Source organism: Paenibacillus sp. FSL R5-0766, from assembly GCF_037971845.1.
GTDB lineage: Bacteria > Bacillota > Bacilli > Paenibacillales > Paenibacillaceae > Paenibacillus.
Window position 1 is genome coordinate 57218 of sequence record NZ_CP150227.1, and the last position, 25672, is coordinate 82889.

The 25672-nt window shown below is 48.1% G+C and carries 23 protein-coding genes; all 23 read left to right on the top strand.

The window, feature by feature from the left end:
• Window positions 1–466 precede the first annotated feature (466 nt).
• The 23 genes from spoIIE (at window position 467) to lysS (ending at window position 25559) form a co-directional block, all read left to right on the top strand.
• Window positions 467–2974 (top strand): stage II sporulation protein E, encoded by a 2508-nt coding sequence (spoIIE, locus tag MKY66_RS00280; protein ID WP_179088588.1) that lies wholly within the window; start codon window positions 467–469, stop codon window positions 2972–2974.
• Between the two features lie 85 nt (window positions 2975–3059).
• Window positions 3060–3812, top strand: a complete 753-nt coding sequence (locus MKY66_RS00285; RefSeq protein WP_076216755.1) for a VWA domain-containing protein — start codon at window positions 3060–3062, stop codon at window positions 3810–3812.
• Window positions 3796–4743, top strand: a complete 948-nt coding sequence (locus MKY66_RS00290) for a protein kinase (protein WP_036606117.1) — start codon at window positions 3796–3798, stop codon at window positions 4741–4743. The genes MKY66_RS00285 and MKY66_RS00290 overlap by 17 nt, the downstream gene beginning before the upstream one ends.
• A gap of 44 nt (window positions 4744–4787) precedes the next feature.
• Window positions 4788–6227, top strand: a complete 1440-nt coding sequence (tilS, locus tag MKY66_RS00295) for a tRNA lysidine(34) synthetase TilS (protein ID WP_076216754.1) — start codon at window positions 4788–4790, stop codon at window positions 6225–6227.
• A 52-nt stretch (window positions 6228–6279) separates the two neighbouring features.
• Entirely contained in the window at window positions 6280–6819 is a 540-nt protein-coding gene (gene hpt, locus MKY66_RS00300; RefSeq protein ID WP_017691352.1) for a hypoxanthine phosphoribosyltransferase, read from the top strand.
• Between the two features lie 100 nt (window positions 6820–6919).
• On the top strand, window positions 6920–8965 hold the full coding sequence (gene ftsH, locus MKY66_RS00305; protein WP_036606115.1) for an ATP-dependent zinc metalloprotease FtsH: 2046 nt from the start codon (window positions 6920–6922) through the stop codon (window positions 8963–8965).
• A 299-nt stretch (window positions 8966–9264) separates the two neighbouring features.
• Window positions 9265–10203, top strand: a complete 939-nt coding sequence (gene nadA, locus MKY66_RS00310; RefSeq protein ID WP_036606114.1) for a quinolinate synthase NadA — start codon at window positions 9265–9267, stop codon at window positions 10201–10203.
• A 35-nt stretch (window positions 10204–10238) separates the two neighbouring features.
• Window positions 10239–11879, top strand: coding sequence for an L-aspartate oxidase (gene nadB, locus MKY66_RS00315; protein ID WP_076216753.1), 1641 nt, complete (start codon window positions 10239–10241; stop codon window positions 11877–11879).
• On the top strand, window positions 11876–12742 hold the full coding sequence (gene nadC / locus MKY66_RS00320) for a carboxylating nicotinate-nucleotide diphosphorylase (RefSeq protein WP_076216752.1): 867 nt from the start codon (window positions 11876–11878) through the stop codon (window positions 12740–12742). The genes nadB and nadC overlap by 4 nt, the downstream gene beginning before the upstream one ends.
• A 6-nt stretch (window positions 12743–12748) precedes the next feature.
• The gene (locus MKY66_RS00325; RefSeq protein ID WP_026081372.1) at window positions 12749–13519 is read left to right on the top strand and encodes a type III pantothenate kinase; all 771 of its coding nucleotides are present in this window, start codon (window positions 12749–12751) and stop codon (window positions 13517–13519) included.
• A gap of 73 nt (window positions 13520–13592) precedes the next feature.
• Window positions 13593–14513 carry an Hsp33 family molecular chaperone HslO gene (gene hslO, locus MKY66_RS00330; protein WP_076216751.1) on the top strand — a complete coding sequence of 307 codons (921 nt, stop codon included), beginning with the start codon at window positions 13593–13595 and terminating at the stop codon, window positions 14511–14513.
• A gap of 23 nt (window positions 14514–14536) precedes the next feature.
• Complete coding sequence (locus MKY66_RS00335; RefSeq protein WP_076216750.1) at window positions 14537–15487, top strand: peptidyl-prolyl cis-trans isomerase; 951 nt, start codon at window positions 14537–14539, stop codon at window positions 15485–15487.
• Window positions 15488–15831: 344 nt separating this feature from the next.
• Complete coding sequence (gene cysK / locus MKY66_RS00340) at window positions 15832–16770, top strand: cysteine synthase A (protein WP_036668448.1); 939 nt, start codon at window positions 15832–15834, stop codon at window positions 16768–16770.
• 140 nt (window positions 16771–16910) lie between these two features.
• Window positions 16911–18524 carry an anthranilate synthase component I family protein gene (locus MKY66_RS00345; RefSeq protein WP_076216749.1) on the top strand — a complete coding sequence of 538 codons (1614 nt, stop codon included), beginning with the start codon at window positions 16911–16913 and terminating at the stop codon, window positions 18522–18524.
• 50 nt (window positions 18525–18574) lie between these two features.
• A complete protein-coding gene (gene pabA / locus MKY66_RS00350; RefSeq protein WP_076216748.1) occupies window positions 18575–19150 on the top strand; it encodes an aminodeoxychorismate/anthranilate synthase component II in 576 nt (191 codons plus the stop codon).
• 1 nt (window position 19151) lies between these two features.
• Window positions 19152–20036, top strand: a complete 885-nt coding sequence (locus MKY66_RS00355; protein WP_076216747.1) for an aminotransferase class IV — start codon at window positions 19152–19154, stop codon at window positions 20034–20036.
• Complete coding sequence (folP, locus tag MKY66_RS00360; protein WP_076216746.1) at window positions 20033–20896, top strand: dihydropteroate synthase; 864 nt, start codon at window positions 20033–20035, stop codon at window positions 20894–20896. The genes MKY66_RS00355 and folP overlap by 4 nt, the downstream gene beginning before the upstream one ends.
• Before the next feature lie 115 nt (window positions 20897–21011).
• Entirely contained in the window at window positions 21012–21374 is a 363-nt protein-coding gene (folB, locus tag MKY66_RS00365) for a dihydroneopterin aldolase (RefSeq protein WP_036606103.1), read from the top strand.
• A 9-nt stretch (window positions 21375–21383) separates the two neighbouring features.
• Complete coding sequence (gene folK, locus MKY66_RS00370) at window positions 21384–21932, top strand: 2-amino-4-hydroxy-6-hydroxymethyldihydropteridine diphosphokinase (RefSeq protein WP_076216745.1); 549 nt, start codon at window positions 21384–21386, stop codon at window positions 21930–21932.
• Window positions 21884–22087: a helix-turn-helix transcriptional regulator gene (locus MKY66_RS00375; protein WP_047844502.1), complete on the top strand. Its 204-nt coding sequence runs from the start codon at window positions 21884–21886 to the stop codon at window positions 22085–22087. Before folK ends, MKY66_RS00375 begins: the two co-directional genes overlap by 49 nt.
• A 98-nt stretch (window positions 22088–22185) precedes the next feature.
• The gene (gene dusB / locus MKY66_RS00380) at window positions 22186–23205 is read left to right on the top strand and encodes a tRNA dihydrouridine synthase DusB (protein ID WP_076216744.1); all 1020 of its coding nucleotides are present in this window, start codon (window positions 22186–22188) and stop codon (window positions 23203–23205) included.
• Between the two features lie 246 nt (window positions 23206–23451).
• The gene (gene greA / locus MKY66_RS00385; protein ID WP_076216743.1) at window positions 23452–23931 is read left to right on the top strand and encodes a transcription elongation factor GreA; all 480 of its coding nucleotides are present in this window, start codon (window positions 23452–23454) and stop codon (window positions 23929–23931) included.
• Window positions 23932–24047: 116 nt separating this feature from the next.
• Window positions 24048–25559 (top strand): lysine--tRNA ligase, encoded by a 1512-nt coding sequence (lysS, locus tag MKY66_RS00390; RefSeq protein ID WP_076216742.1) that lies wholly within the window; start codon window positions 24048–24050, stop codon window positions 25557–25559.
• Window positions 25560–25672 lie beyond the last annotated feature (113 nt).

Here is a 25672-nt window from a genome sequence, read left to right on the forward strand (position 1 = left end):
CAACCTGATCTAAACATATAAGTAAAACCGTTAGCCCATGGGCTAGCGGTTTTTTTGCGTTTCTATCACAGATAAGGAGTTGAATAGCTTTTTTTGTAAGGTGAAGCTCCATATCCCCGGTTTTTCTGCACGGCAAAATGAAACCATAAGAACATTTGTCGTCTACCATTTTTTACCGACAGGTTTCCGTGGCATTCCACAGTTATCCTGCTCAAATGATGGCGAGACCAAACCATCTTCGGTTCAAAATCAGACATTCCGATTGTCGGAATCAAGTAGGAGAAGGAATGAAACCACAATAAGGCCGGGGGTTTCGCTCCACCGCGCCAGGCTTGTTTCTTTTGTCGTAAACTTTTTGGACCCTGCCCACCTATTCTGACAAACTACTTCTTCTAATCTATCTATAATCAGAACCATCGAGAACGAAACACGAAAATTCAAATTAATCGAATGGGGTGCCTTGAGGATGATGGAAAAGTGGAATGTCATTCAATTTCCGGGAATGAAAGCAGGTAAAGGAGGTACGGAAGCTCGGGAGGAGCTGTCGGTACGTCTGAAACAATGGCTTGGCTCCCGCAAGGCTGTCCAGATGGTTGCTTCCCGCAAATGGGTACTGCTGCTTACGTTTATGGGGTTCCTGCTCGGAAAGGCAATGATCCTGAATGAGTTATCTCCCTTTGCCATTGCTTACTTCGCCGTAATTGCTTTCATGCGCAGGGATTACATCATTCCGGTAGGCGCCGCTTTACTCGCAGGTAGTCTCTTTGCACCGTTTCCGGTACCACTCATTGTTGCATCGGAGATCGCCATCTTTTATCTGCTCTTCCGCGGTCTGGAGTCATATGATCGTGCTGAATTATCTTATGCACCAACGATGGTATTTACGACTACATTTATGGTCAAGTTATTCGCGGTTGTGATTGGACCATCCTTCAGCTGGTACGCCATGCTGATGCTCACGATGGATTCCGTACTAAGCTTCGTGCTCACCCTTGTTTTTATACAAGCCATACCGATTTTCACCTACCGCAAAAAAAAGTTCAGCCTAAAGAACGAGGAGATCCTCTGCCTGATCATATTGCTCGCTTCCGTTATGACGGGAGCCGTAGGGTGGACCATTCAGTCCTTATCCGTCGAGCATATGCTCTCCCGTTATCTCATATTAATCTTTGCGCTGGTGGGCGGAGCCCCCCTTGGAGCCTCAGTTGGCGTCATTACCGGCTTGATTCTGAGTCTGGCTGACATGTCAGCAGTGTATCAGATGAGCCTGCTTGCTTTTGCCGGGATGCTGGCGGGTATGCTTCGAGAAGGCAAACGTGCGGCGGTTGCACTGGGCATGCTGCTGGGTTCGTCCATTCTATCCATATATCTGGGCGGACCGGGCGATGTGATGAACTCATTATGGGAGACGTGTGCAGCTATCGTACTATTCATGTTAACACCTAAAAGCCTGATGACGGCGATATCCAAATATGTACCGGGTACGCAGGATCATACCAAATCGCAGCATGAGTATGCCAAACGAATACGGGATATCACGGCAGAACGGGTAACCCGGTTCTCACAGGTATTTCGTCAATTGTCACGCAGCTTCGATCAGATGTCCGGTGCAGGGGAGCAGGTACAGAAAGAAGGTGGAATGGACCATTTCATGAATGCGGTTGCCGAGGGCACGTGTGCAAGCTGCTTCAAGCGTACACAATGCTGGGATGCGAAGTTTATTCAAACCTACAAATATATGACGGACGTGATGAGTACGATTGAAGGAAACCCGGAGATCTCAGGCAAGCAGATTCCAGTCGACTGGAACAGGGTGTGTGCGAAACCGGAAGAGGTCCTTGAAGTCATGCGTGCCCAGTATGGACTGCATCAACATAACATGCAATGGAAGCGTCAAATTATTGATAGCCGGCAGCTGGTTGCAGAGCAATTGTCCGGTGTATCTCAGGTCATGGAGGACCTGGCCAAGGAAATTCAGCGGGAAAGTGATGAGATGGTACAGCAGGAGGAGCAGATTCGGGACGCACTGGAGTCATTGGGCTTGTCCATTCACTCCATTGAGATCATCAATCTGGAAGCGGGCAATGTAGAGATTGAGATTGTACATGCATATACACGTGGATTCGATGAGTGCCGGAAAATGATTGCTCCGCTGATCTCGGATGTACTGGACGAGCATATTGCCGTCTTGCATGAGACCATGACCGACCCTCGTCAGGGATTGGCAACCGTCACGTTTGGTTCGGCCAAAACCTTTGAGGTAACCACGGGTGTTGCTGCCGCCGCAAAAGGGGGAGATGTGATGTCAGGCGACAGCTTCAGTACGGTCGAGTTAGGCAACGGTACATTCGCGGTGGCGCTCAGTGATGGAATGGGCAATGGAGAACGGGCACGCATGGAGAGCAGCGCGGCGCTGAACATACTGGAACAGTTGTTACAGTCCGGCATGGACGAGAAATTGGCGATCAAATCCGTGAACTCCGTTCTGATGCTGCGCTCCCCTGAAGAGATGTATGCCACAGTGGATATGGCGCTGATCGATGAATATACGGCAGAGACCACGTTTATGAAAATCGGATCGACGCCAAGTTTTATCAAACGAGGACAGGAGGTTATTCAGGTTTCAGCCAGCAATTTGCCAATCGGTATTATTAAGGATATTGAAGTGGATCTGGTGACGGTGCAGCTTCAGCCGGGGGATATCCTCATTATGATGACGGATGGCATCTATGATGCACCGGGGTATGCGGTGAACAAAGAGTTATGGATGAAACGGCTCATTCAAGAGATTGATACAGAGGATCCGCAAGATTTGGCCGATTGCCTGCTTGAAAGTGTCATAAGATATCAGCAGCATGAGATATTGGATGATATGACCGTCGTTGTTGGAAAAGTAGAGCATTTCCGCCCTGAATGGGCCACACTGCGTGTGCCTGGCATCAACCGGATGGAGCGTCCACGGACCGTCAGTTAATTGCATATTCTTCTGTTTGAAGTCTCTTCATTCTGGCAATGCTAGTCATAGAGTTGGAGAGTAACGAATAACGGAGGGATATCGGATGAAGCAAATCTTATTGATCACCGACGGTTGTTCCAATGTGGGACCAAGTCCAGTGCTGGCAGCGGCCGAAGCACAGGAAGAGGGGATTACGGTTAATGTGGTTGGCGTGATTGATTATGGAACCATTGGTGAGTTGGGCAGTCGGGAGATTGAGGATATTGCCAGAGCCGGAGGTGGAATCAGCCAAATTGTAGGTACACGGCAGCTTGCCCATACGATGCAGATGATGACAAGGAAAACGGTGGTTCAGACCATTCAGCAGGCGGTTAATAGAGAGTTAACACAAATTTTGGGAGAGAAGGAGCCCAAAACGGTAACGGATCTGGAGCCTTCACAACGCGCCCGGGTCGTGGAAGTGATGGATGATATGGCTGAAACTACAGCGTTACAGGTGATATTGCTGATTGACGTTAGTGCCAGCATGAAACCCAAATTGGCTGCGGTAGAAGAAGGCATTCGTGATTTAATGTTAAGTTTGCAGGCGCGTATAGGTCAGAGCAAGCTTTCCGTATTTCATTTTCCGGGACGACACAGTGGAGAAGATGCGGTAATGGATATTGACTGGACAACGGATCCAGGCCGTGTTCGGTCCTTGTTTGGAAGGTTGCAGATGAAGGGTGCAACGCCGACAGGTCCTGCAATTCAGAAGGTGATTGATTTTTACCGTTATGGTACACTGGAGAAACAGCAGGAAATAGAAGGGAACTATCGCATTGAAAGAGAAGGGATGCTCGGTGACAACGTTGTCTGACGCCTCTTTCCCACCAGGAACAGTGGTTACAGGGAAATGGAATCGCAGTCGTTACACGATTCGGAAGCTACTGGGCAAAGGAGCTAATGGCATCGTTTTTCTTGTCCAACGGGGTGAAAATGGCAAACACTATGCGCTAAAAATGGGATTTGATCCGGTTGATCTGCAATCGGAAGTTAATGTGCTCAAATCTTTTCAACTACAGCGTAATCATGAGGCCCTTCGGCAGAGCGGCATTCCTTCCTATCTTAAAGATGTGGATGATTATGCCGTTCGTGGCCGGGATATTCCCTTTTATGTGATGCGTTACGTTAGAGGTGAGGCACTTCATCACTTCATTCGGCGTCAGGGGACAGACTGGACACTTCTGGTGGGACTTAGACTCTTGCAGAAGCTGGCACAATTGCATCAGGCGGGATGGGTGTTTGGTGATCTCAAACCTCAGAATGTGTTGGTATCCGACTATGGGCAGGTGGAATTGATCGACTACGGCGGAGTTACGTCGATTGGTCGAAGCGTCAAACAGTTCACCGAATGGTATGATCGGGGCTTCTGGAATGCAGGCAGCCGTACGGCAGATGGTACCTATGATGTATTTGCATTTGCATTATTATTGATTCATGTACTTGAAGCAGACGCGCTCAAGGCACTGGCGGCCGAAGGATTACCGCAACTGCGAAGTGTGAATCAGCTCGTAGCGCTGGTGGAGCGCAGTGAACGACTGGGTCCTTTTCGCAATTGGACGACTCAGGCATTACGAGGTCAGTTTCGTGATGCAGGTCATGCGGCACAAGGGTGGAAGGAAATGATGGCACGCCCCACGCCTCTCCGCCGTCGTTCCAAAAGTACAACACCGCGCTGGCTTATGAACGCATTCGCTGTATCTGTGATATTACTTATTGGAGTGCTCATCTATGCACTACTTTTCTGATCTGTGAGAGTGCATATACATAACGCAAGGAATGAGGAACAGGTATGGAGGCTTTACGCTGGAACATGCTGGTGAAGAACGTGCTGGATGCAGCGGAAGAGCATCAGTTATGGGTTCCCGGGGATCGGATTGTCGTCGCAGTATCGGGCGGGCCGGACTCGGTAGCTTTTTTGCATATCATGCACGAGATCAGCAAGCGGCATGTGCCACTTGAATTGATCTGTGCCCACGTGCATCATGGCTTCCGGAGTGAATCTGATGATGAAGCCGAGAAAATGATGGAACTGGCACAGCAGCTTGGTATTACATTTGAATGGACCAAGGCCGATGTACCTTCATATATGGAGCTGACGGGTCAAGGACCACAGGAAGCAGCCCGCAACAAGCGATATGCCTTTTTGCACGAAGTGGCTTCCAAATATAATGCGGCAAGCATCGCTTTGGCACATCATGCCGATGATCAGGCGGAGACGGTCATGCTTCATTTGCTTCGTGGAACCGGCTTGTCGGGACTCTCAGGAATGAAGTTTAAAAGACGAGAAAAAAATGTGGAACTTATTCGTCCATGCCTTCGTATAAACAAGACAGACCTTGTAGAAGCTTGTAATACCCAGGGTTTTATGTATTTCAATGATGAGAGCAACGCCCTGCGTAAATATCGGCGTAATGCCATTCGCTTGGATGTGCTTCCTTTTTTGGGGCAGTATAATGGACAACTCACGCCGTCATTGAATCGGCTTGCCGAAATTGTGGGTGATGAAGACGATTTCATGGAGCAGAGTGCATATGACACATACAGGTGTCTAGTGCAGGTGAACGGCGGAAGGCAAACCTTTGAGGTGCCTTCCTTCTTGAAGTTACATGTCGCTTTACAACGAAGGTTGATTAAACTAATATTGAATTATCTGCCTTTGGACAGTGATTTTGTCGACTTTACCCGTATAGAAACCATTCGGCGCAAGGTCATGGAGACCCATGTGACGACCTGGAGCCTGGATATAGGACAGACACTCGCCTGCACTCGGGAGTATAATCTGATTTCTTTTGGCATACGGACGGACGTACAGGATCAATCTTACGAGTATCGTCTTGCGCAATGGAGTGGAACTTATGAGCTTTCACTCACCCCAATTAACCGGTATATTCGGTTGATGACGGTGAGTCCCGAGGACTATCATGTACCGGAATCGGCGGATCAAGCCGCGTTTGATGCGGATCAACTGCTTATGCCGCTGGTTGTGCGTTCACGGTTACCTGGAGATACCATGAAAGTGATGGGATTAAACGGAAGCAAAAAGGTGAAAAATATTTTCATCGATGAGAAAATCCCCCCATCTGTCCGTCCACGTATTCCTGTGGTATGTGATGGAGCAGGTCATATTATCTGGTTACCGGGTGTTCGACGGTCCAATGTGGCTCCTGTCAGGGAGGGCACTTCCGCAATCCTGTACATGACTGTAGGCGATTCAGCGATTCAGGGGTAGTGGTTATGGTTCAGGTAAGGCTTTCATAGTATAACTTAGGAGGTTCGCACAGTTGCAGAACGACATTCAGGAAGTATTGATCAGTGAAGAAGAAATTCAGAGTAAAGTCAAGGAATTAGGCGCAACACTAAGTGCCGAATATGCAAATCGCAATCCTTTGGTCATTTGTGTGCTCAAGGGTGCGTTTATATTTATGGCTGATTTGGTTAAAAACATAACGGTACCTGTTGAAATGGATTTTATGGCAGTATCCAGTTACGGCGCTTCCACCAAGTCATCAGGTGTTGTCAAAATCATTAAGGATCTGGATGTATCCGTTGAAGGACGGGAAGTTCTGATTGTCGAAGATATTATCGACAGCGGACTTACACTCAGCTATCTGATTGAACTGCTAGAAAACCGCGGTGCCGAGTCGGTGCGTGTGGTTACGCTGTTCGACAAGCCTTCAGGCCGTAAAGTTGAGTTGGAAGCTCATTACACAGGCTTTGACATTCCTGACGCGTTCATCGTTGGTTACGGTTTGGATTTTGCGGAGAAGTACCGGAACCTGCCCTATATCGGGATTTTGAAGCCGGAAGTCTATAGTAGCTAATATCCTGCCCGACCCAAGCCTTGAGCTGTTCTTGGCTTCTGTTGAGAAGCCATGTCGGGCTATGTTAAAATAATTAAAGTGTCTCGAGAGGAGGTAGGGGATGAATCGGTTCATCCGGAATTCTGGTTTTTATTTGATTCTTTTTTTAGTTGTGGTGGGGATAGTCCAGTTCGTCAGCAATGGCGGCGAAGCCACCGATAATCCTAGATATGATCAGTTGCGTGCAGCGATCAAAGCCAACAATGTCTCTGAATTGACGGTTCAATTCAACGGTCAAACGTATCTCGTGACCGGTCAATACAAGAAGGCACCTGATGGCGCCAAATCAGAAAATTTCTCAACGTATATTCCTCCTACGGATGAGGCAATTAGTGAGCTTGTAGCTGCAAGTGAAACTAACAATTTCCAATATCATCAGGAGCCAATGAAAGGTGACAGCATTTGGTTGACGTTGCTGACTTCCTTTATTCCTTTGATCATTATGTTCCTGCTGTTCTTCTTCCTGTTTAATCAGGCTCAAGGCGGCGGCGGTAAAGTAATGAACTTTGGTAAAAGCCGTGCTCGTCTCTACAACGAAGAGAAGAAGCGGGTTACATTTGAAGATGTTGCGGGTGCTGACGAAGAGAAACAGGAACTTGTTGAGGTTGTAGACTTCCTCAAGGACCCTCGTAAATTCGCAGCAGTAGGTGCGCGGATTCCTAAGGGCGTATTGCTCGTAGGGCCTCCAGGTACCGGTAAAACATTGCTCGCTCGTGCCGTAGCCGGTGAAGCGGGTGTACCATTCTTCACTATTTCAGGTTCCGACTTCGTGGAAATGTTTGTCGGTGTCGGTGCATCACGTGTACGTGATTTGTTTGAAAATGCGAAGAAAAATGCCCCATGTATCATCTTTATCGATGAGATTGATGCTGTAGGACGTCAGCGTGGTGCTGGTCTCGGTGGTGGTCACGATGAACGTGAACAGACACTCAACCAGTTGCTCGTTGAGATGGACGGATTCGGAGTTAACGAAGGTATTATCATCATAGCTGCAACGAACCGTGCAGATATTTTGGACCCTGCCTTGCTGCGTCCTGGACGTTTTGACCGTCAAATTACGGTTGACCGCCCTGATGTAAGAGGTCGTGAAGCTGTCCTGAAAGTACATTCCCGTAATAAACCACTGACCAAAGATGTGAAGATGGATATTATCGCGAAGCGTACAACAGGTTTCTCTGGTGCAGATCTGGAAAATCTCTTGAACGAAGCGGCATTGCTTGCAGCGCGTCGTAACCGTAAAGATATTTCCATGAAGGAAGTTGACGAAGCGATTGACCGTGTCATCGTTGGTACGGAGAAGAAAAGCCGTGTCATCAGTGATCGCGAGAAACGAATCGTTGCTTATCACGAAGCAGGTCATACCATTGTAGGTTACTTCCTCGAACATGCTGATATGGTACATAAAGTGACCATTATTCCGCGCGGACGTGCGGGTGGATATGTAATCATGTTGCCAAAAGAAGACCGTATGCTGGTTACCAAGCAGGAATTGCTGGATAAAGTAACCGGGCTTCTCGGGGGTCGTGTAGCTGAAGAATTGTTCATCGGAGAAATTGGTACTGGTGCATACAGTGACTTCCAGCAAGCGACAGGTATTGTTCGCAGCATGGTTATGGAATACGGTATGAGTGAGAAATTGGGACCTATGCAATTCGGAAGTTCACAAGGACAGGTATTCCTTGGTCGGGATATCGGTCATGAACAGAATTACTCGGATTCCATTGCTTACGAGATTGATCAGGAAATGCAACGCTTTATCAATGACTGTTATGAGAAGTGTAAGGACTTGCTTGTTAAACATTCAAAAGAGATGCACCTGATCGCTCAAACTTTGCTTGAGGTTGAGACATTGGAAATGGATCAGATCAAGCAATTGATCGAAACAGGTTCTTTGACTCCAAAAGCAGAGAATGACAATGATGGTGAAGGCACACCAACTGAAGGCGGAGAGCCAATCATCGATACCATCGGTGATGTGCGTGTTCGTATTCAAGGTAAAGATGAAACGCCTGAGCCACCAGCAGGAGATATTCCAAACGAAGCTCCGAATCTGGAAAAGGGTAATAACAATAACCCGGATGATGGCGGAACGAAGCCAACGTCTTAATGCACAATACATCTGGCTATGATAGCAGGTGAAATCAAGAGAGCCCTCGAGGCTCTCTTTTTTTATCCATTATTTTAAAAGAGGATAGATAAAGATAAACGGGAGTTAGATGGCGAACCAGTTAGCAAACAGGTGGTTACAGCGCTGTTCCGGGCCTTTTTCATTTATTGACAGAGTCGTGAACGTTGTGTAAATTAGTTGTTAAACCGCTTGTGATTCGTTTCTCAAGCGAAGATAACGACTTAGGTTAGCCCACGAAACAGCGCATGACGCTGTCCCGATAAAGGAGAGGATCACAGGTGGAAGCTCTGGCTTTAGAGCGCAAGGCTGAGATGAACCGCGAGCTGCGTGAGCGGCTTATGGTGTTGAAGAAGGAACGTAATGCTATTATTCTTGCCCATTATTATCAACGTGACGAAGTACAGGAGGTTGCAGACTTCCGTGGAGATTCGTTTCTATTAGCCCAGAAGGCAGCCCAAACAGATGCAGATGTGATCGTTTTCTGTGGTGTTCATTTTATGGGTGAAAGCGCTAAAATTCTTGCGCCAAATAAAACAGTTATTATCCCGGACGAACGTGCGGGCTGCCCAATGGCAGATATGGTGAATGTGGATGGACTACGCAAATTGAAAGCACAACATCCTAATGCCAAGGTGGTTACGTATATCAATTCCTCGGCTGAGATCAAAGCAGAGACTGACATCTGTTGTACATCAGCGAACGCAGTCCGGGTTATTCAATCGGTGGATTCCGACGAAATTATCTGGGTACCGGATAAAAACCTGGGACATTATGTGCAGCAGCATACAGACAAGAAAATGATTATCTGGGAAGGTTACTGCAACACTCACGATATGCTTACAGTCAAAGATGTGGTAGAGATGAGAGCCAAACACCCAAATGCAGAGTTTGTTGTCCATCCAGAGTGTCGCCCTGAGGTTGTAGAAATGGGTGATTTTGTAGGCAGCACAACAGCTATTCTGGAGTATTGCAAAAATTCATCAGCGAAGGAATTTATCGTAGGTACCGAAGATGGTACAGGATATCAGCTTCGTCTGGATAGTCCGGATAAACAGTTCCACTTCGCTACCAAGTTCCTTGTATGTCCCAACATGAAGGTAAACAACTTGAAGAAACTGGTAAAATGCCTGGAAACGATGAAGCCGCAAATCTACGTGCCACCGGCCGTTGCCGACAAAGCCAGAGAATCACTAGAGCGCATGTTGTTGGTAAAGTAGGATGCGCTACTCTTGCTCCAAGACAGGTGAATAACATGATACCGCAATATTTAGTTGATTTTGATCTGTCTGCGCTACCCATGGTAGAGACGGATGTACTGGTTATAGGCTCTGGGATTGCTGGTTTGTTTACTGCCATTAAGGCAAGTGAACAACAACGTGTATTAATGATCACGAAGAAGTCATTACTTGAAAGTAACACCAGATATGCGCAGGGAGGCATCGCTGCGGTTATTGCTGAGGATGATTCACCTGCTTACCACTTGCAGGATACACTTGTAGCAGGAGCGGGCTTATGCCGCTCCGAAGCGGTAGAGGTATTGGTGAATGAGGGTCCGGACGGAGTGAAGGAACTGATTCGTTTGGGTACTTTATTTGATCTGGAGAACGGCGAGTTGGCGTTGACGCAGGAAGGTGCGCATAGCCACCGCCGTATTTTGCATGCCAACGGAGATGCAACAGGATATGAGATTGTGCGTGCGCTTGCTGTTGAAGTGAATGAGCATCCCGGGATTGAAGTATGGGATGAGCATTTTGTTGTTGACCTGATTACAGATCGAGATCGAGGGGAATGCATTGGTGCTCTGGTTCAGAAGGATGACGGATCTCAAGTGTTCGTAAAGGCACAGGCAACTGTTCTTTGCTCTGGTGGAGCAGGGCAGCTGTACCGATACACGACGAATCCGGATGTAGCTACTGCCGATGGTGTAGCCATGGCCTATCGGGCTGGGGCTATTGTTCGTGACATGGAATTTATCCAATTTCACCCCACCTCTCTTTGTTACCCGGGAGCCCCGCGTTTCCTGGTGTCAGAAGCCGTACGCGGCGAAGGGGCATATTTGCGCAATGTGAAGGGCGAGCGCTTCATGGATCGTTATCATGCCCAGCTTGAACTGGCCCCACGCGATATTGTGGCAAGAGCGATTGTTAGTGAGATGGAGTCCACCAACAGTACCTTTGTGTATCTGGACATTACGCATGAACAGCCAGAGATGATCAAGCATCGGTTCCCTACCATATATGAGACTTGTATGCGTTATGGATTGGATATGACAACCGACTGGATTCCCGTTGCACCTGCTGCCCATTACATGATGGGTGGAGTGAAAACGGATCTTAGTGGAGAGAGCAGTATCTCCCGTTTATTTGCTTGTGGCGAGGTGTCTTCTACAGGAGTGCATGGAGCTAACCGCCTGGCAAGCAACTCATTATCAGAAGCGATTGTATTTGGGCGGAGAATTGTTGATCGTATTCAATCTCTCCCTCCACTTGGCTTATTACAAGCAAGAGGGGTTGCGCCTTCATCTGAGGGCATGAATAACAAGATCAACAAGATCACGGAAGAGCAAAGGCCAGTATCCGAACGACGCTTACGACTACAGAAAATGATGGTTCGTCAGGTAGGCTTGCGTCGGAATGGTGAGGACCTGCAGAAGGCTATGGACAAGCTGCAACAGGAATTGCAATTTTTTGATCAGACACTCACGCATAAAGAAGAGCTAGAGTATGCCAACCTTCTGACCTGTGCCTGGTTAGTTACCAGCGGAGCATTACACCGCGAGGAGAGTCGGGGGGCTCACTATCGTGAGGATTTCCCGGCGCGTGATGATATCGTGTGGCAGAAGCATAGTCTGCAGCAGCGAGAACAAGCGATTGTGGAGGAATTGATGTCATGATACTGAATGGATATAATGAAGGGCTTATCGAATCAATCAAAAACTGGCTTCGTGAAGATGTTGGTGCAGGTGACATTACAACAAGTGTGACGATCCCGGCAGGCAACCAATCCAAGGCCATTATACACGCCAAAGACAATGGTATTATTGCAGGCATGACCGTAGCTGAACTTGTATTTCAGGTCGTTGATCCTGATCTTGTATTTACACCGAAGGTAACAGACGGAGACCAGGTCACCCATGGCACGGTTTTGGCCGAGGTAGAGGGAAGTACACATTCACTGCTTACGGGGGAACGACTGGCACTTAACTTGCTGCAACGTATGTCCGGAATAGCTACGCGTACGCGTGCCTACGTGGATGTGCTGGATGGTCTTGAGACCAGGCTCGTGGATACACGTAAGACAACGCCGGGCCACCGATTACTTGAGAAATATGCAGTGCGCGTGGGTGGCGGAGCGAATCATCGATTTGGACTGTACGATGCCGTTATGATTAAGGATAACCACATCAAGGGTGCAGGCGGAATCACTGAGGCGGTACAGCGTGCGCGAACCGTTATCCCACATACGATGACGATTGAAGTGGAGACTGAAAATCTGGAGCAGGTGAGAGAAGCCTTGCAAGCCGGGGCAGATATCATTATGCTGGATAACATGCATCCAGAGCGGATGCGTGAAGCGGTTGAACTTATTCGTGAACAGGCTCCTCATGTGAAGGTTGAAGCATCCGGTAACGTTTCTCTTCAGACCATTCGTGGTATTGCAGAGAGTGGTGTGGATGTAATTTCGGTTGGCAGGTTAACCTATTCCTTTGAGAGCCTGGATATTAGTCTGGATTTAAATGAAAAGAAAGAGGGGTGAACCTCTTTGATTCTAGTTGTAGACGTGGGGAACAGCAATATGGTGCTCGGCGTATATCAAGGCCGTGAATTGCTGCACCACTTTCGTCTGAGTACATCACGTCAGTCAACAGTGGATGAATACGGCGTATTGATTTATAATTTATTTCATATGTCCGGCATCAGGGCAAGTGACATCGAAGGTGTCATCATCTCATCTGTGGTCCCGCCACTGGTGAATGTAATCGAAGCGATGTGTGAGAAGTATGTAGGCAAAAAAGCTTTGCTCGTTGGGCCTGGTATCAAAACTGGCTTGAACCTGCGATACGAGAACCCTCGTGAAGTGGGTGCAGATCGTATTGTTAATGCAGTGGCAGCCGTTGAGAAGTATGGCGGCCCTCTCGTCGTGGTTGATTTCGGTACCGCAACGACCTTTGACTGTATTGACGAGAAAGGTCACTACCTGGGGGGAGCTATTGTACCTGGCATTCAGATCGCCACTGAAGCGCTCTATGAGCGGGCATCCAAGTTGCCTCGTATTGAGCTTGAGAAACCCAAAAAGGTCATTGGCCGTAATACTATTCATGCCATGCAAGCGGGTATTATATTTGGCTATGCAGGCCAGGTAGATGGTATTGTAGAACGTATTCGCGAGGAGATGGGAGCGAAGCCCCGAGTTATCGCGACGGGTGGTCTCGCTACACTTATCGCAGAAGAAACCCGTAGTATAGAGGAAGTTGATCCTCTGCTTACGCTTGAAGGGCTGCGTATTATATATGAGCGGAACCGGGAAAGGTGAGCATAGAGACGGCATACAGCGGGCTGAGATTACAGCTTAAGTGTTGTGCCGTTTTTTCTGTGTTAATACTATTATGGCGATACGCCAAAGGAGGCTGAATGACTTGGAAAACAACAACAAGCATGACCGGTTAATTCGTGGTACAGCAATGAATGGAAAGGTAAGAGCCTTTGCTATCCAGACTACGGAACTGGTTGAGGAACTACGCAGAAGACACGATACGTTTCCCACGGCTACAGCTGCCATGGGGCGTACGGTTACAACAGCAGCCATTATGGGTGCAATGCTCAAAGGTGAAGAGAAGTTAACGGTACAAGTCAACGGTGATGGTCCCATTGGACAGATTGTAGCTGATGCCAATGCGAAAGGCGAAGTACGAGGATATGTTTCTAATCCGCATGTACATTTGCCAAGCAATAGTGTGGGTAAACTGGACGTTGCAGGCGCGGTTGGAACGGAAGGGTTCATCAACATAACGAAGGATTTGGGACTGAAAGAACCATATCGTGGCAGTGTGCCTATTGTTTCAGGAGAACTGGGCGAAGACTTCACGTACTACTTTGCGCAATCGGAGCAAACACCTTCTGCTGTAGGCGTTGGTGTGCTCGTTGATACGGATAATTCCGTTATTGTCTCAGGTGGATTCATTATGCAACTGTTGCCGGGATTGACAGATCCAGAGATCACGGCGATCGAAAACGCCATTAGTACGTTGCCGCCAGTGACGACGTTGCTGGAGCAGGGGCTTGAATTGGAAGAGTTGCTTCGCCGATTGTTGCCAGATGTACAAGTGATGGAAGGATTGGATATACATTTTAGCTGTGAGTGTTCACGTGAGCGAGTAGAGAAGACTCTTATCAGCCTGGGCCAAACGGAGATGGAGCAATTAATTGAAGAAGAGGGCCAGGCTGAAGTGGTCTGCCAATTCTGTAATGAAGCCTATGACTTTAACAAAGAACAACTTGAGACCATCCTAGAGCAAGCCAAGAACTGATCTATGCGGGGACGGGATGCGGAATGACAAGACAGGAAAAAGGGTTGTGGACGGCTGTAATTGTCTTGACGTTAGGTATGCTGGTCATGGGTAGTGTGATGGCTATGCATGGTCTCAGACAGGGCAAAGACGAGGCAGATGTATCCCATGATACCAATACGGAAGAAGGAAGCACCGTCGCGACGATCAACGGAGAAGTCATCACGGACAAAGAGTGGACCGATGCGCTGAAAAGACGCTATGGCAGCGAGTTATTACTCCAGATGTTAAACCGTAAAGCAGTATATGCCGAAGCAATTGAACGCAAGCTGATCGTCACTCCCCAAGAGATTGCAAGGGAACTTGCCGCCGCGATGGATGGGTACGATTCAGAGAAATCATATTTTGACGAAATGAAGTCTCAATTGGGCCTGTCGAAACAGGAACTTGAATTGGAAGCCGGCTACAGGCTGCTGCTTGAGAAAATCGCAACGATCGGTATACAGATCAAGGATGCAGATATTGAGCATTACTGGACCGAACACCGTGAGGATTACGTCTCCCCCGAGAAATATGACTTGTCCATCATCGTAGTGAAGGAAGAAGAGGAAGCCGATTCCTTACTGGATGCGTTGGAGAAGGGGGAGGACTTTGAAGAAGCTGCTCGCAGTCAATCGACAGACAGCTTCTCTCGTGATGCTGGTGGGAGGCTGGGATGGATTGAGCGGAATGATCCATTCCAGTCAGAAGAAATCCTTCAACTTGCTGCCGGGCTGGATGTAGGCGATATTGCCGGACCGCTTCGAGTGGAAGAAGGTTATGTTATTATCAGACTTAATGATAAAGAAGAACGCCAGGTGCAGTCGGCCGAAGAGGTCCGTGAGGAGATTCGAATGCAGCTGGCTCTGAGTCAGGCTGATCCGTTGCCGCAGGTAGAGCAAATGCTGCGTAACAAGTATGAAGCCGTCATCCTGTCCGAGATTCCTGCCTCCTGAATTCAATGGAGAAGATTGTATAGTACTGCTGCATCTTGATAAAAATACTCTGTCTGCGGTCTTAGGGCCAAAGGCAGAGTATTTTTTTGAGTACTCATATTGACAATAAGGGTTAACGTTGATAAGATGAAAATAATAAATACCTACTCGTTTACTCGGATATAAAAGATTTATTTATGAACAAAGAAACTTTCGGAAACCTCCGCCCTGTCTAGAAATCTTAGCAGTAAGGGGTAGGATCAACAGGATTTCCGCAGTTCTTCTATAACAGCTAGAGGCTATCGGCCGCACAGTATAGGTTAACAGGACTCAAGTTTTATTCATCCACTAAGGAGGGCATTCATATGGCTAAAGTAGTTAATAACGTAACAGAACTCATCGGAGGTACTCCGCTTGTTCGTCTGAACCGTATCGTACCAGAAGGCAGTGCTGAAGTATTCGTGAAGCTGGAGTACCAGAATCCAGGTTCAAGCGTGAAAGACCGTATCGCAATTAGCATTGTGGAAGAAGCGGAAAAAGAAGGCAAGCTGAAACCGGGTGATACCATTATTGAAGCAACAAGTGGTAACACGGGAATTGGACTCGCGATGGTGGCTGCAGCTAAAGGCTACAAGTCCGTTATTGTAATGCCTGAGACGATGAGCTTGGAGCGTCGCAACTTGCTTCGTGCGTATGGTGCTGAGCTTGTGCTTACACCTGGAGCTGAAGGTATGAATGGTGCTGTTAAAAAAGCCGAAGAGCTGCTTAAGGAAAACCCATCCTATTTCATGGCTGAGCAATTTAAAAATAAAGCCAACGTGAAGATCCACCGTGAAACGACTGGCCCTGAGATTGTTGAAGCAATTCAATCTGTGGGCGGTACGTTGGATGCTTTCGTTGCGGGAATTGGTACAGGCGGAACAATTACAGGTACAGGCGAAGTGCTGAAAGAAGCTTTCGCTGGTATTAAAATTGTTGCGGTTGAGCCAGCAGCTTCGCCAATTCTGGCGGGCGGCAAACCAGGACCACATAAGATCCAGGGGATTGGTGCCAACTTTATCCCTGAGATTCTGGATCAGGAAATCTATGATGAGATCATTCACATTGAGAATGATGATGCATTCGAGACGGCTCGTCAGGTAGCGAAGGAAGAGGGCATTCTGTCCGGGATCTCTTCCGGTGCGGCGATCCGTGCAGGTCTTCAGGTTGCGAAACAGTTGGGTGAAGGCAAGCGCGTTGTCGTAATCGTGCCAAGTAACGGCGAACGTTATCTCAGCACACCTCTTTACAATTTCGAAGGCTAAGTCTACAAATGACAAAACCAATCCTCCTTGCCCTTATGACGGGTATGGAGGATTTTTGGTGTAATGCTTTTAAAAGGGGCGGCGCTTTAGTATACTATCAGACAATAGAACTAGCGACAGATGGAGGGCGGCACACCGCAATGACACACCTGATGACAACATACGCCGACTGGATGGAGTGGGCTGAACAAGGCTGGACCATGATGCCCTATATCACGAAGTCGGATGAGGGACCGTATCATGGCGGTTTACCGTTATCGTGGGAGGCAGCCTGGGAGCAGGCGTCACCCTACGCAATTGTGCTGGAGAATGGCAAAGGCGGGAGATATACATTTCTGGGGTTAGACCCCGTATCCGTAATTTCAGGTAAAGGTCAAGAAGCGGTTATTCATGATGTGACGCAAGAAACCACCTCGACGGACAGCGGCAAGCCACTTGATGTATTGAAGAGATGGACTGCCCCGTATAGCGCACCCAAGGTTAATGGGGCTCCAGACTTTGGGGGTGGATACGCAGGTTATCTCAGCTACGATGTAGCAAGATCATTGGAGAAGCTTCCAGTCTTGGCTGAAGATAACCCGGCTCTGCCGGATTATTGGTGGATGCGCTTTGAAGAAATATGGGCGTATGACCATGAGCAGCAGGCGCTTTTCTGCATGGTTCATCTGGCTTTAGAGCCTAACCGGAACGAAACTGATATCCGTAGCCTATATGCAACGGCCGAAGCACGAGCGACAGCGATGCAGCAAAGATGGCTTCATATTATGGGGGCTGCACAGGCTGAGGATCAACAACAGGCACTGGAACGCCGCAACAAGCAGGTCAATCGTACCCCGCAGCCTGAAGATGCGGAAAGGGAATCGGAAGGATGGGAAACCTCCTTTCCCCAGGAGGACTTTGAACAGGCTGTACGTACGGTACAGGAATATATCAGGCAGGGCGATGTGTTCCAGGTGAATCTGTCCTTGAGACAGGAGAAGCGGCTTCATTCGAGCGCTGAGCATATTTATGAATGGCTGCGCCTTGTGAATCCATCACCGTATATGGGAATGCTGCGTAGTCCAGACTTTCAACTGGTAAGCGGATCTCCCGAACTTCTGGTCAAAGTGGAGAATGGCAAAGTCAGTGCACGTCCCATTGCAGGGACCCGAAGAAGGGGCCGTGATGCAGCAGAAGATAATGCTATGGCGAATGAACTGCTCAGCAGTGAGAAGGAAAAGGCGGAGCATATTATGCTCGTTGATCTGGAACGTAATGATATCGGACGGATTGCGGCCTATGGTTCGGTTCATGTGCCTGAATTGATGACCATCGAGAAGTATTCCCATGTCATGCATCTCGTTTCCCAGGTGGAAGGCAGGCTGGCAGAAGGGTTATCCGTATTTGATGTGATCGCTGCGACATTCCCGGGTGGAACGATTACCGGAGCGCCGAAAGTCCGCACCATGGAGATTATCGAGGAGCTGGAGCCTGTTCGTCGTGGGCCTTATACGGGTTCCATCGGGTGGATGGATTACAGTGGAAATATGGAATTGAACATCGTCATTCGTACACTTGCCATTAAGGACGGTATTGGTTATGTACAGGCCGGGGCAGGGATTGTTATTGATTCCGATCCATATCGGGAATACAAGGAATGCCGCAACAAGGCAAGAGCCATGATGAGAGCTGTGAATTACAGCGAAGAGGCTGAAGCAAGCAGAGCTATTGAACAAGAACAAGCGGAGCGAACAGAAGCTGTTAAACTAAAATAAAACGAAGCAACCGTCACTTGCATTGACGGAAGATGAGGAGGAGCAGGCATATGATACTGGTTATCGATAATTACGATTCCTTCACGTACAACCTGGTTCAATATTTGGGTGAACTGGGTGAGACGGTGGAAGTTCGCCGCAACGACGAGATTGATCTGGCAGGCATAGAGGCACTGGCACCTGATCATATTCTGATCTCTCCGGGCCCGTGTACACCGAATGAAGCAGGCATTAGCTTGGCAGTCATTGATCATTTCAAGGGAAGCATTCCGATCTTTGGTGTTTGTCTGGGGCATCAGTCCATTGGACAAGCGTTTGGTGGCAATGTCATTCGTGCGGAGCGCATGATGCACGGCAAAACATCTGAGATGCACCACAACGGGGCATCGGTATTTGCCGGATTGCCATCTCCATTCACAGCTACCCGTTATCACTCCCTGATTGTCGAGCGCAGTAGCTTGCCTGACTGTCTGGAGATTACAGCGGAGACAGCTGAAGGTGAAATTATGGGTCTGCGCCACAAAGAATATGCGATTGAAGGTGTTCAGTTCCACCCGGAATCCATTATTACAGACCATGGTCATCAGATGCTTCGTAACTTTTTATCCCAACAAGTGAAGGTATAACATGCAATATGCCGCGATAAACGGAGAGTTGGTCAATATGGCGGCGGCCGTGGTTCCTGTAACGGATCACGGCTTTTTGTACGGACTGGGACTGTTTGAGACGTTCCGGACGTATCGAGGTGTCCCATATCTTTTGGAACGGCATCTGGAGCGCATGGCCTCGGGGTGTAAGGAGCTTGGCATTCCTTTTACAACGACCGCGGCAGAGGTGACAGATTGGATTCAACGTTTGATGGATGCGAACGGACTTATGGATGCGTATGTGCGATACACGGTATCAGCGGGCGAAGCACCGCTAGGATTACCTTCTGGTGATTATTCGAAGCCAAATCATATCGTACTGGCAAAAGCATTACCTGAACCTTCTCCCTCTTTATATGAGAATGGCAAAATGCTCCAACGGTTATCTACACCTCGCAACACGCCCGAAGGAGCAGTTCGGTTCAAGTCGCTACATTACATGAACAGCATTCTGGCGAGAAGGGAGCTTAATGGATACGGGCAGCATGTGCAGGGTGCGGAAGGGTTACAATTAACCCGGGATGGTCATATAGCAGAAGGGATCGTCAGCAATGTGTTTTGGGTACGGGAAAAAGTAATCTACACGCCAGCACTCTCAACCGGTATTCTGCCGGGCATCACTAGAGCTTTGGTACTGGAAATTGCCTCGCAGCAAGGAATCCCCTGTATAGAAACGTTAGATGCCTGGGAGGATCTCCTGCAAGCAGATGAAATATTTCTAACAGGCTCGGTGGCTGAACTGGTTCCGGTGACAACTCTGCGGGATCAGGACGGAGCCGAAACGATAATTAGCAACGGACATATTGGCCCGGTTACAGCAGTCCTTCTGGGTATGTACCGGCAGAAAGCGGGGTATACTTCATGACACTTACACCTGTCATCTATGAACGGAACTATGCATGGGGGCCAGCTGCATTGAAGCTGGGTACAAGAACACAGATTATGGGCATTCTTAACGTCACGCCTGACTCATTCTCGGATGGTGGACGTTATACCAACGTGGAGCGGGCGGTTGCTCATGCCAAACAGATGATGGAGGACGGGGCGGACCTGATTGATATCGGCGGGGAGTCTACCCGGCCAGGTTCAGATGTCGTGAGCGCCGATGAAGAGCTTAGCCGGATTATTCCGGTTATTGAAGCATTGCATCAGCGAGCCCCACACATTCCGATATCGGTAGACACGTATAAAGCCGATGTTGCACGTCAGGCTATTCTGGCAGGTGCTCATATTATTAATGATGTGTGGGGTGCCGAGGCAGATCCAAATATGGCCCGCACGGCAGCAGAGCTGGGGTGTCCCATCATTCTGATGCATAATCGGCAGAAGCGAAACTATACCGATTATCTGAATGATGTCGTCAGTGATTTGCAGGAGAGCATACAGATTGCATTAACAGCCGGCGTGAAAGCAGAGCAAATTATCCTGGACCCGGGCATTGGTTTTGTGAAGGATCTCGGAGAAAATCTGAAGCTCATGTCATCGCTCGGTTTGCTCAATGAAATGGGGTATCCCGTTCTGCTAGCCACCTCACGCAAAAGATTCATCCAGAACACCCTGAATGTCGGGGCGGATGATGCGTTGGAAGGAACGGCTGCCACCGTTGCATTTGGCATTGCCCAGGGCTGCCAGATGGTTCGGGTTCATGATGTGAAGCCGATTCGGCGGACGGCAGACATGTGTGATGCCATGTTGTATGCTTCTCCGGGTCTACGGAGGAAATAATGCTGGGGGGTCCGAGTGACCCGTCCAGTGAAAGCGAAGCGTTTTTCAAAGGCGAAGCTAAGGGATGACTTCAAATAGATTAAAATTTCAATATATATAGAGGGCAGGCGGACGTATGGATAGAATGGTATTGCATCGTATGGAGTATTATGGATATCATGGTGTTTTTGCAGAAGAACGGAAGCTGGGGCAGCGGTACTATATTGATCTGGAGATTGATATGGACCTGGGTGAAGCTGGACGTAACGACGATCTGACCAAAACGATTAATTATGCGGAGATCCATGAGTTGGTAAAACAGATTGTTGAGAATAAATCGTTCCAGTTAATTGAAGCTTTGGGCGAACATATTGCATCTTCTTTACTAGACACTTATACTATTATCAATGCATTGACAGTCAAGGTGACGAAGCCACATCCGCCATTCGATATTCATTTTGAGGGCGTAACGGTAGAGCTTCGCCGCACAAGAAAGTGAGAACCGATCATGATTGCACATTCGACCTCTGAATCTTCAGAGGCTTATATTGCTTTAGGGGCCAATTTGGGTGACCGGGAACAGACGCTGTTTGAAGCATTGTCTTTGCTGGATGAACACCCTCATATATCCGTTCTGCGTTGTTCTGCACTATATGAGACGGAGCCTGTAGGATATGTAGATCAGCCTGCGTTTCTGAATATGGCAGTCGCCGTACAGGTGATGCTGACACCAGAGCAATTGCTCACGGAATTACTGGATATTGAGAACCGGCTTGGACGTGTTCGTGATATTCGCTGGGGACCGCGCACCGTTGATCTGGATCTGCTCTGGATGCAGGGTGAGACGCGAGATACCGAATTGCTTCAATTGCCTCATCCTCGTATGGGAGAACGGGCTTTTGTACTGGTGCCACTGTCGGATATCGTACCGGAGGGCGAGATTTCAGGTTTGTATACCTTTGTACACTCATCGTTGTCTGTACTGGATGGAAAGGATGGAATACAGCTTTGGAAAACATGCAACTGGCCAATCGAATCCGGGCATTCCGGAAGCTGAAAGGTTTAACACAACATGAACTTGCGGCCGAGACCGGCATTTCGCTGGCCATTCTGGGAACCATTGAGCGGGGAAACCGTAAGGTATCACAGCAAGAGCTCGATCGAATTGCTGGTGTGCTGGCAATCAGTATCGAGGAGTTGCGGGGCAACTAGGACCGTTTCGGTTTCGCCATGTTACAACAACCAAGACACACCGATGGAACTTAATATCGTGATATATACAGAATTAAAAAAGGGGTGGAACGACTACCGTGCTTAACATTGGTGGCATTGAAATGAAAAACCAGGTCGTACTTGCGCCGATGGCTGGCGTATGTAATCCGGCTTTTCGTTTGATCGCAAAAGAATTCGGAACAGGCCTCGTATGCGCGGAGATGGTGAGTGGCAAAGCCATTGTCCATGGCAACCAGCGTACACGTGAGATGTTGTTTGTAGATGAGCGTGAGAAACCGCTGAGCCTTCAGATTTTTGGGGGAGATCGTGATTCCCTCGTAGAAGCAGCCAAAATCGTGGACCAAGAAACCAATGCAGACATCATCGACATTAACATGGGATGCCCTGTGCCAAAGGTAACGAAATGTGATGCAGGTGCACGTTGGTTACTTGATCCGAAAAAAATCTATGAGATGGTATCGGCTGTTGTGGACGCGGTTGAGAAGCCGGTGACGGTCAAGATGCGTATCGGCTGGGATAACGAGCATATCTTCGCGGTGGAGAATGCGCTCGCGGTTGAACGTGCGGGTGGGCAGGCGGTAAGTGTGCACGGCCGTACGCGTGAGCAACTCTATACAGGCACAGCTGACTGGTCACACATCAAAGATGTAAAAGAGGCTGTCTCTATTCCCGTGATCGGCAATGGTGATGTCCATACACCAGAGGATGCACGCCGTATGCTGGATGAAACGGGTTGTGACGGAGTTATGATCGGTCGTGCCGCCCTGGGTAACCCCTGGATGCTGTATCGTACCATTCAATACTTAAGCACGGGTGAATTGCTTCCTGACCCGAATGGCGAAGAGAAGATCCGTGTTGCCATCCTGCATATGGATCGACTGATCGCATTGAAGAATGAGACGGTTGCTGTACGCGAGATGCGTAAACACCTGGCTTGGTATTTGAAAGGCTTGAAAGGATCTGCTCGCATCAAGGACGTTATTATGGAAGGTACCAAGCGTGACGAGATGGTACAGATTCTGGAGAACTTTGTGAGTCAGCTGAAAAGCGAAGGCAATTTGGAGTCAGAACCGGTAATTGCCGGAAGTGCATCGTAATTAAGACTGTAAAACGTTTACAGCTATAGAGGACGTAACATTGACTTTTCGAGATCGTTCCCCTATACTTTCACAGTATAAATTCGCCATGTGCGTTAATTAAAGGCTAGTCATCAGGAGGAATATTCTATTTCTCTGGAGAACTTCATATAGTTTTGAAGATGTATGCGGGCGGAGCTATGTAATTATCACTGATTCCGTTGCCGTACAATCCAAATTATTCCCATGACAGGAGAATCGGTTGAGATGAGCGACAAGGAAGTTATCCTTACACCAGAGGGACTTAAGAAGCTGGAAGAAGAACTGGAAACATTGAAATCAGTGAAGCGCCGCGAAGTGGCTGAACGGATTAAGGTAGCCATCGGGTATGGAGATATCAGTGAGAACTCTGAATACGAAGATGCCAAGAACGAACAGGCTTTCATTGAAGGTCGTATTATTACTTTGGAGAAAATGCTTCGGAACGCACGCATTATTAACAGTGATGAGATTGACACCGATGTTGTGAGTGTAGGTGCAACAGTTACTGTGGAAGATTTGGAATTTGGTGATATCACAGAATATACAATTGTAGGTTCTGCTGAATCTAACCCGCTTCAGAACAAGATCTCAAACGAAAGCCCTGTTGGTAAAGCGATCCTGGGCAAGAAAAATGGTACAGTTGTTGATGTAAGTGTGCCTGCTGGCGTAATTCAATATAAAATTGTAGATATTAAAAAGCTATAGTAACGAAGCAGTTGGGCACGGTAAACAAAAGCTTCCCTAGGGAAGCTTTTTCAACATTTGAGGAAGAGTGTCCTCACGGGATGCCTGCAATGCAAATAAGGAGATGAATACAGATCATGACGGATGAAGTCTTGAATCAGGAAACCGAACTTAGCGAGCTTTTACAAATTCGCCGTGACAAATTGGACGAGCTCCGCAAATTGGGAATCGACCCTTTTGGCCAAAAATACGTACGTACCGAAGAAGCCGGCTCCATTCTGAAGAAGTATGAAGAACTGACCAAGGAAGAGCTGGAAGAGAAGCACATCGAAGTCAGTATTGCCGGACGGATTATGGCGAAGCGGGGAATGGGTAAAGCAAGCTTCGCACATATTCAGGACCTGAGCGGCAGAATCCAGATCTATGTTCGTCAGGATACCGTGCCTGAAGACAAGTATGCGGCATTCACCTTGCTGGACCTTGGCGATATCGTTGGGGTAACTGGCGTGATCTTTAAGACCAAAACAGGTGAAACTTCTGTCAAAGTTACAGATCTTGAAGTGCTGTCCAAATCGCTCTATCCGCTTCCGGATAAATTCCATGGTCTCACCGATGTAGAGCTGCGTTACCGCCAGCGTTATGTTGACCTGATTATGAGCCCGGATGTACAACAGACCTTTATCGCACGTTCCAAAATTATTCAATCGATGCGTCGTTACCTGGATTCCCTTGGATATCTGGAAGTGGAAACACCTACGTTGCATACCATCGCAGGAGGAGCGGCAGCACGTCCGTTCATCACACATCACAATGCGCTGGATATGGAACTGTACATGCGGATTGCGATTGAACTTCACCTGAAACGTCTGATTGTTGGCGGACTGGAGAAAGTATATGAGATTGGTCGTGTATATCGGAATGAAGGTATGTCCACACGTCACAATCCGGAGTTCACAATGATTGAATTGTATGAGGCATATGCCGACTACAAGGATATTATGCAATTGACGGAGAATTTGGTTGCTCATATTGCACAGGAAGTACTGGGTACGCAAGTGATCCAGTATGGAGATTATGAAGTGGATCTTACGCCGCAGTGGCGCCGTGTTACGATGGTGGATGCAGTTAAGGAAGTTGTGGGTGTAGACTTCTCCGTACACATGACGGATGAGGAAGCACATAACTTGGCGAAGGAACATAAGGTTCCGGTTGAAAAACATATGACATTTGGTCATATTCTGAACGCGTTCTTTGAAGAGTTTGTAGAAGAGACGTTGATTCAACCGACATTCATCATGGGACATCCTCTTGAAATCTCACCACTGGCGAAGAAAAATGATGTAGATCCACGCTTCACGGATCGCTTCGAATTGTTCATCGTTGGACGCGAGCATGCCAATGCCTTCACAGAGCTGAATGATCCAATCGATCAGCGTCAGCGCTTTGAAGCACAGATGCTGGAGAAAGAACATGGGAACGATGAAGCTCATGAGATGGATGACGACTTCATCCGTGCGCTCGAATATGGTATGCCACCAACAGGCGGATTGGGAATCGGGGTTGATCGTCTGATCATGCTGCTTACCAACTCCCCGTCGATTCGTGACGTACTGCTCTTCCCACACATGCGTCCTCGTACGCAAGATTAAATAAGGAACGTAGGATACGTTCATAATAGAAGAGGAACCTGCCGTTCAGTATCATGCTGGGGCAAGTTCCTCTTTAGGTTTACATAGACGCTAAAAATAAAGTTTGTCAGATG